The sequence below is a fragment of the Pseudomonas sp. TJI-51 genome, assembly GCF_000190455.2.
Taxonomy (GTDB): domain Bacteria; phylum Pseudomonadota; class Gammaproteobacteria; order Pseudomonadales; family Pseudomonadaceae; genus Aquipseudomonas; species Aquipseudomonas juntendi.
The window spans coordinates 7,307-11,309 of sequence record NZ_AEWE02000016.1 but is presented as its reverse complement, the minus strand read 5'-3'; the positions used below and the strand labels follow the sequence as shown (position 1 = coordinate 11,309).

Below are 4,003 nucleotides of genomic sequence, written 5' to 3'. Positions count from 1 at the left end.
GCGAACAGGCCGGCACAAGCCAAAGCAGTCAATAGCCCCTGGCGAAGTCCACTTCACCGCGCAACCCCTGCCCGGCTTCATACGCCCGCATATTCTCGACAAACAACCGCACCATCGCCGCCGGCGAGGTGGGCGCCGAGCTGTGCCCGGTCAGCAGCAAGCCCCAGGCCGTCCAGAACGGGTGCTGCCTGGGCAACGGCTCCTGGCGGCACACATCGATCACCGCCCCGGCCAGATGCCCCTCCTTCAACGCCGCTACCAGGTCGGCATCGACCACCGCCGCACCCCGCCCGGCATTGATGAACAGCGCCGTGGGCTGGAAGCACTTGAACAGTGCGGCGTTGTACAGGTCGTGGGTAGCCGTGGTATCCGGCAGCAGGTTGAGCACGTAGTCGACCTGGCCAACCATGCGCGGCAGGTCGGCCAGCGCCGCCANNGGCGGGCCGGCCAGCCCCGCCACTTCAACGAACGGTGCCTGCTCGCGGGCGCTGCTGGCAACGCCGTACAGCACCACGCCAAACGGCTGCAGGAACTCGGCCACGCGCTGGCCGATGTCGCCGGTGCCCACGATCAGCACCCTGCGCCCTTCCAGCGTGCGCCCCGGGCGGTCGTCCCAGCGCCGCTCGACCTGGCTGACCAGGCGCGACAGCACCTCGCGCTCATGGCCAAGCATGTAGGTGAGCATGTACTCGGCCATTACCTGGCCGAAAATGCCCACCGCTCGGGTCAGGCGATAGTCACGCGGCAAGCCGTCGGCCAGCAACGGTGTGATGCCGGCCCAGGTCGACTGCAGCCAGCGCGGTTGGTGGCCCTGGCGCAGCAAGCTCGCCAGCAGGTCGGGCTGGCCCAGCCACACCGGGCAACGCGGCGCCTGGCGGGCCAGTTCGGCCGAGTCGCCACTGGTCAGGATTTCCAGTTCAGGCGCGGCTGCGCGCAAAAGCGCGGCGTAGCGGGCATGGTCATGCTCGGCAATCAGTACGCGCATGTTCAGGCCGGGTCGTTGCGGCGCAGCAGCTCTTCGGGCAGGTGCTCGATGTACTCGTCATCCGGCGGTGGCATCTGCAGGTGGTAGCCCTGGTTGTCGAGGTTCTCCAACACCTTGGTGATGTCTTCGCGGGCCAGCTTGCGTTCCGGGCTGAGCACCAGGTCGAAGGCATGCACGGGGGTGCCGAAGAACGGCAGCAGGCCTTCTGGCACGCGCTCAAGGCCGTCAGCCTTGAGCACGTACAGGTACATTTCGTTCTTGCGGGGGCTCTTGTAGATGGAGCAAATGCGTTTCATCGGGTCTCTCCGGCGCCTGCAAGGCTGTCCAGCAGGGCCTGGCCCATGCGCTCACGGCGCCAGCCGCGCAGCGAATCGGGCAATTGATAAGGGCCATTGGGGTAACCGCTCTTGAGCAGTGCCTCCAGGGCTTTTTTACGCAGCATCAGCTCAGGGGCAATGCCCAGGCGCTCGCCTTCGGCCTGGCCGATGGCGCGCAGCTGCTTGAGGATGCCGCTGGCTTCGATCGGCAGCGGTTCGGGCAAGGGCGCTGGCCACTGCTCGGCAGGCAGGCTGGCGGCGCGCTTGATCAGCTGGATAAGAAACTCACCGTCCTGACGAATGGTGCGCGGGTGCATCTCTTCGACCTTGGCCAGCGCCGACAGGTTGCTCGGCTGGTTCTTGGCGATGGGCCACAGCGAGTGTTCCTTGAGCACGCGGTTGCGGGGTACATCGCGGCTGCGGGCAGTACGCTCGCGCCAGGCGCACAGCTCACGCAGCACGGCCAACTGCTGGGGCGCCAGCTTCCAGGCCAGCTTGACGTCGCGGTACAAGGTGGCTGGCTCGACTTCGCGACGCAAGGCGGCGACCAGCTCGGCGCCATCCTCCAGCACCCAGGCGTATTTGTCGTCGCTAAGGCGCGGGCGCAGCACGGTAAACAGCTCGGCCAGGTGCACGGCATCTTCGGCCGCGTAGCTGACCTGGGTGTCCGACAGCGGGCGCTGCAGCCAGTCGGAGCGGGTTTCGCCCTTGGGCAGGTCGATGCCCAGCACTTCCTGCACCAGGCGCGAGTAGCCCATGGAAAAGCCAAGGTTCAGGTAACCGGCGGCCAGCTGGGTGTCGAACAACGGTTGTGGCAACTTGCCGGTCAGGCGCAACAGCACTTCGAGGTCTTCGCTGCAGGCATGCAGCACCTTGACCACACCACTGTTTTCCAGCAGCTCGGCCAGGGGTTGCCAGTTGCCGATCAGCAGCGGGTCGATCAGGAAGGCCCGTTGGCCGTCGCCAATCTGGATCAGCCCGGCCTTCGGGTAAAAGGTGTCGACCCGCATGAACTCGGTATCGACGGCGACAAACGGCAGTTGCTGCCAGTCGCGGCAGTGTTCAGCCAGGCTCTGGTCGTCACATATCCAGTGAATTTCGATGGCCACAAGGCTCTCCCACTAACATTGGCGCGCAGTATATACGGCGCGGGCACTGCTGGTGAAACCCGGGCCATCCTTGATATCGATCAATGGTGCGTTTGCACACAGGGTGTAGGCGTCAGCGCTTGGCCGTCAGCCACGGGCGGCAACTGGCGAACATGTCCAGCGACCGTTGGTAGACCTCGGTGTGTACCTGCAGCAGGCCAAGCATCGAGTGGAACAGGTTGTCTTGCGACAGCGGGGCGTCGCTGAGCTTGGCCAGGCAGTCGGTATCGAGGCCGAAGTCCTCCTTGTAGCTGTCGGAGAACCAGGTCAGCAGCGGAACGTGCTTCTGCTGCTCGGGGGCGATGGCGTACGGTGTGCCGTGCAGGAACAGGTTGTACTCACCCAGCGACTCGCCATGGTCGGACAGGTAGATCATCGCCGTGTCCACCTTGTCCTGCTTGCTGCGCAGGGTGTCGATCAACGAGGCCAGGACCTTGTCGGTGTAGGCCAGGGTGTTGTCGTAGCCGTTGATGATTTGCTGTTCGCTGCACTGGTTCAGGGCGTTGCTCTGGCACACCGGGCTGAAACGCTCGCCGCCTTCGGGGTAGCGCTTGAAGTACTCGGGGCCATGGCTGCCCATCTGGTGCAGCACCAGCACGGTGTCCTTGTCGAGGTTGTCGATCAGCGCATCCAGGCCTTGCAGCAGGATCTGGTCATGGCATTCACCGCCGGCGCACAGTTGCGGGTCCTTGAGGTTGCTGACATCGATGAACTGCACGCGATCGCAAGTGCCCTTGCAACCCGACTGGTTGTCCCGCCACTGCACGGCAAGGCCGGCACGCTGGAGGATGTCCAGCAGCCCTTCGCGGTTCTTGGCGACACTGGCGTCGTAGTCCTTGCGCTGCATGCCAGAGAACATGCACGGTACCGAAACCGCCGTTTCCGTGCCGCACGAATGCACGTCGGAGAACGCCAGCAGGCCCTGCTCCTTGGCCAGGTTCGGCGTGGTATCGCGGCCATAGCCCAAGACACCGAAGTGGTCTGCCCGGGCACTTTCCCCGACCACCAGCACGGTCAGCGATTTGCGCTCATGTTTCTGCCAGGCCACATCACGCTTGGCATCTTCGCCGTAAGGCTGGAACGGCCGCGCTGCGGTACCAACCCGTTCGCCGACATAACCAATGGAGGCGCCCACGATATTGCTTGGGGTCAGCATCAGGCGCAGTTCGTGGTGGTTGCGAAACAGCGACGACAGCCCTTGGTAGTTGACCAGCGCCACCGAACCCAGCGCCACCACGCAGGCACCACTCACCAGCAGCTTGCCAAGCAGTTCGCGCTGCCAGCGGCGGTAGGCGATCTGCGCCTTGCACACCAGCACCGAAGGCAACACCCCCAGCAGCAGGATGTAAGCGGCAAACTTGAACGACATCAGGTCGCGCACTTCCGCCACATTGGTTTCGGCCATGTTGCGGAACATGCCCGCATCAATAAGTACGCCGTACTGGTTCATGAAGTAAGCCACGCCGGCGCCACTGATGAACAAGACCACAAGTAACGGCTTCAACACATAACGGAAGGCAAATAAAGTGAGTACCAGGTTGAACGCGAACAGC

Annotated in this window: 4 protein-coding genes; all 4 read right to left on the bottom strand. The window is 64.1% G+C overall.

Annotated elements, in window-relative coordinates; translation table 11 throughout:
• Positions 1–28: 28 nt before the first annotated feature.
• Entirely contained in the window at positions 29–985 is a 957-nt protein-coding gene (locus tag G1E_RS04645; protein ID WP_047149674.1) for a D-2-hydroxyacid dehydrogenase, read from the bottom strand.
• Between the two features lie 2 nt (positions 986–987).
• Positions 988–1,281 carry a YcgL domain-containing protein gene (locus tag G1E_RS04640; RefSeq protein WP_009686808.1) on the bottom strand — a complete coding sequence of 98 codons (294 nt, stop codon included), beginning with the start codon at positions 1,279–1,281 and terminating at the stop codon, positions 988–990.
• On the bottom strand, positions 1,278–2,411 hold the full coding sequence (rnd, locus tag G1E_RS04635; protein WP_009686809.1) for a ribonuclease D: 1,134 nt from the start codon (positions 2,409–2,411) through the stop codon (positions 1,278–1,280). Before rnd ends, G1E_RS04640 begins: the two co-directional genes overlap by 4 nt.
• 112 nt (positions 2,412–2,523) lie before the next feature.
• Positions 2,524–4,003 (bottom strand): phosphoethanolamine transferase (locus tag G1E_RS04630; protein WP_084728181.1); only part of this gene is annotated, 1,480 nt, incomplete at its 5' end.